The following is a 3,389-nucleotide window of genomic DNA, read 5'->3' on the forward strand; positions in this document are numbered from 1 at the left end:
ACTCAGCGAGGGTCGCCGATATAGCACAAACCCTGGCCAAAGCCATAGGGCTGCCGGAAAAGGAACTGGCCGACCTCTATGCTTCCTCCCTCCTCCACGATGTCGGCAAGGTGGGTATCCCCGATGCAGTCCTCACCAAACTCGATGCACTGACAGCGAAGGAATGGGACATCATTAAGAAGCACTCGGCTGAAGGGGCAAGGATCGTCGGTTACGTCAAGGGGCTGGCAGCGCTGGTGCCGGTAATCCTGCACCACCACGAGTGGTATGACGGCACCGGTTACCCCGACGGACTGAAGGGGGAGGAGATACCCCTCGCCGCCAGGATAATTAGCTTGGTAGACGCCTATGACACCATGACCACCTCTCGCCCCTATCGAGAGGTTATTTCTCGTCAGGAGGCTTGTAAGGAGCTCAAACGCCAATCGGGCACCCAGTTCGACCCCGAGCTGGTGGAGGCGTTCTGCCGGGTCATGGCTCAGGGGATTGGAGATTAGGGATGGTTGATAGCTGATGGTCGTTGTTTATTCAGTTGAGTTGCTGATTTCTTCTACGTTGTCAAGTTCGGAATGACATAGGATTACGTAAGTGATTGGGGGCAGGTCGGATCATCCGCTGTGACCCCAGTGAACGCTTACATCAAGAGCCAGAGCAGGTCTGCAAAAACTACTAACCCAGTAAACCAATTAACCAGTTAACCAATCTGCGCACTCGCTTGACATCCCCTCTCTCCACGTGATAAATTTAACAGGCGCAAAACAAGACTTAGAAAGGGGGACACTCTATGCCCAATATGATCGTTTGCGTAAAACAGATAGCCGATCCCGAGGCGCCGCCGGGCAGTTTCAAGATCGATGAGGCGGCAAAACAGGCTGTGCCAGCAGCAGGTGTTTCGCAGGTGGTTAGCCCCTTCGACGAGCAGGCAGTGGAGGCAGCACTGCGGATCAAGGATGCCCATGGCGGCAAGATCACAGTGCTCAGCCTGGGCAAAAATTTTGTCATGGACGTGATCAAGAAGCCACTATCCATGGGCGCCGATGAGCTGATCCTGCTCCAGGACACCGCCTTCGAAAGTACCGACAGCCACTCTACAGCCTACGCCCTGGCCATGGCGATTAAAAAGGTGGGCGAGTATGACCTTATCTTCTGCGGCCGGCAGGCTGCAGACTGGGATGCTGGTCAGGTGGGCTCCGGCATTGCCGAGATCCTGGGGATACCCAGCATCACCCCTGTACAGAAAGTGGAGCTGGTCGACAGCACTGTAAAGGTGGAGCGGGTGGTCATGGATGGCTACCAGGTAATCGAAGCTTCTACCCCGCTTCTGGTCACGGTGTCAAACGAGCTTGGCGAGCCTCGCTATCCCAAGCTTAAGGGGATTATGGCAGCGGCAAAGAAAGAGGTGCCCACCTGGAATGCACAGGATATAGGCGCCGATACAGCAAAGCTCGGTGCCTCCGGGGCACGCGCCAAACTGCAACAGCTCTTCATCCCAGTCAAGGAAGCAAAGTGCGAAATCATAGAGGGAGATAGCCCCGAGGAGGCAGCGGAAGCCCTGGCACTAAAACTCAGAGAGACCAGACTGATATGATGATGAACAGGGTGCTCTTAATCCTCACCCTGAATCCCCAAATTAACGGGGAATAGATACTTCGATGCACCGAGGCCGCCCAGGTCGGCTGACCCTCCGGCCAAGGTGGTACGAAACCTCAACCTGAATAAGGGTTAATAAGAGAGTAAGTGTAAAAAGACTTCACAGGAGGTTTAATTTATGGCTGATTATAAAGGGGTAATGGTCTGCGGCGAGATCATCGAGGGGAAGCTGGCTGCAATCACCCTGGAGCTCCTCGGCGGTGGCCGCGGGCTTGCCGACGCACTGGGCGAGGAGCTTTCCCTGGTCCTTATGGGCAGTGGCCTGGGCGACCTGGGCAAAGAGGCAATCGCCTTTGGCACAGACAAGGTCTACACCGTTGATGACCCGCTGCTCAAGGATTATCAGACCGACGCCTACGTGGCGGTGATGGAAAAGGTGGTGAAGCAGGTTTCGCCAAGTATCCTTATCATGGGAACGACACCGATGGGACGCGACCTGGCACCGAGGCTAGCCTTCAGGCTCGATACCGCCGTCTCCATGGACTGCGTGGCTCTCGAAATCGACCCCGGCTCCAGGCTCCTGCTCCAGACACGACCGGTCTACGGAGGCAATGCAAGGGCAGTCTTCATCTGCGAGGATAGCAGGCCCCAAATGGCCGCGGTAAGGGCAAAAGCAATGGACCCCAGGGAGCGGGATGCTGCCAGGAAGGGAGAGGTGAGCACCATCGAGGCAGGGCTCGACCCATCAATTATCAGGACAAAGGTTGTCGATATGGTGAAGGAGGAGGTTGCGGGGATCAAGCTAGAGGATGCCGAGGTGATAGTCACCGGCGGGCGTGGCATGGGAAGCGCCGAGGGCTTCCAGGAGCTGGAACCGCTGGCCAAGGCCCTGGGCGCGGCGATCGGGGCGACCAGGCCGCCCTGCGATAATGGCTGGGTGCCCGCCTCGCTACAGGTCGGGCTCACCGGGAAGATCGTGAGCCCCACTCTCTATATCGCGGTGGCCCTGTCCGGCTCCAGCCAGCACATCGCCGGATGCTCCGGCGCCAAGAACATCATCGCCATAAACAAGGACCCCGAGGCCAACATATTCAAGGAGGCCCGCTTCGGGGTTGTCGGCGACTACAAGAAGATACTCCCCGCCTTCACCAAGAAGGTACAGGAACTGCTGGGCTAACAAAAAAACTATTTGTTGTAATTAAAAACCACCGCCTGGCAAATTGTCGGGCGGTGGTTTTTAATTATATGTACCACCATCACAGTGAAACCGAGCCACAACTACGACTCTATTTAATCAAACGGAGCCTCTTAATCTTGCTCTATCAGCTTTATATTTGTCACCCGAGGACCGAATGAACCGTGAATCCAGCCTTTCATATATGTATACAAATAATGTTTTACAGTTGTAGATGATACACCTGCAAGGCCTGCTTCCTCTGGTATAGTAATTACAGGCTTTATGCGGAGACCCTTCACCTAACAAATGTGAGTAATCGCGCCCTTTATAATAGCTATCCTGTAACGTCACTCACGCAAATAATAAAAATATCCACTGACGGTGGTTGCAAACCCCCGGTTACTCCTTCTCCTTCTCCTTCTCCTTCTCCCGCTCGGCGATGACGCGCTGGTTGAGGTGAGCCGGCACCTCCTCATAGTGGCTGAACTCCATCTGGAAGCTGCCCCGACCCTGGGTCATGGAGCGCAGGTCAATGGCATAGCGCTGAACCTCAGGGAGGGGCGCCTGAGCCTCAACCACGTTCCACCCACCCTGCGGGTTCATGCCCATTACCTTGCCCCGC

General features: G+C 55.6%; 4 protein-coding genes. 3 read left to right on the top strand and 1 reads right to left on the bottom strand.

Annotated features, from left to right (window positions below):
- The 3 genes from VMX96_00055 to VMX96_00065 all read left to right on the top strand — a co-directional run.
- The coding region (locus VMX96_00055) for an HD-GYP domain-containing protein (protein HUU62308.1) at positions 1-497 on the top strand (497 nt) is incomplete at its 5' end.
- A gap of 287 nt (positions 498-784) precedes the next feature.
- Positions 785-1,588, top strand: a complete 804-nt coding sequence (locus VMX96_00060) for an electron transfer flavoprotein subunit beta/FixA family protein (protein HUU62309.1) — start codon at positions 785-787, stop codon at positions 1,586-1,588.
- Between the two features lie 180 nt (positions 1,589-1,768).
- Positions 1,769-2,767, top strand: a complete 999-nt coding sequence (locus tag VMX96_00065; protein ID HUU62310.1) for an electron transfer flavoprotein subunit alpha/FixB family protein — start codon at positions 1,769-1,771, stop codon at positions 2,765-2,767.
- Positions 2,768-3,166: 399 nt separating this feature from the next.
- Here the strand turns inward: VMX96_00065 and VMX96_00070 are convergent.
- Positions 3,167-3,389 (bottom strand): hypothetical protein (locus tag VMX96_00070; GenBank protein HUU62311.1); only part of this gene is annotated, 223 nt, incomplete at its 5' end.

Source organism: Dehalococcoidia bacterium (genome assembly GCA_035528575.1).
GTDB lineage: Bacteria > Chloroflexota > Dehalococcoidia > E44-bin15 > E44-bin15 > DATKYK01.

Bases quoted from the DNA above. Each gene is read 5' to 3' on its own strand.
- VMX96_00060 (HUU62309.1), top strand. From the start codon at position 785: ATGCCCAATATGATCGTTTGCGTAAAACAGATAGCCGATCCCGAGGCG.
- VMX96_00065 (HUU62310.1), top strand. From the start codon at position 1,769: ATGGCTGATTATAAAGGGGTAATGGTCTGCGGCGAGATCATCGAGGGG.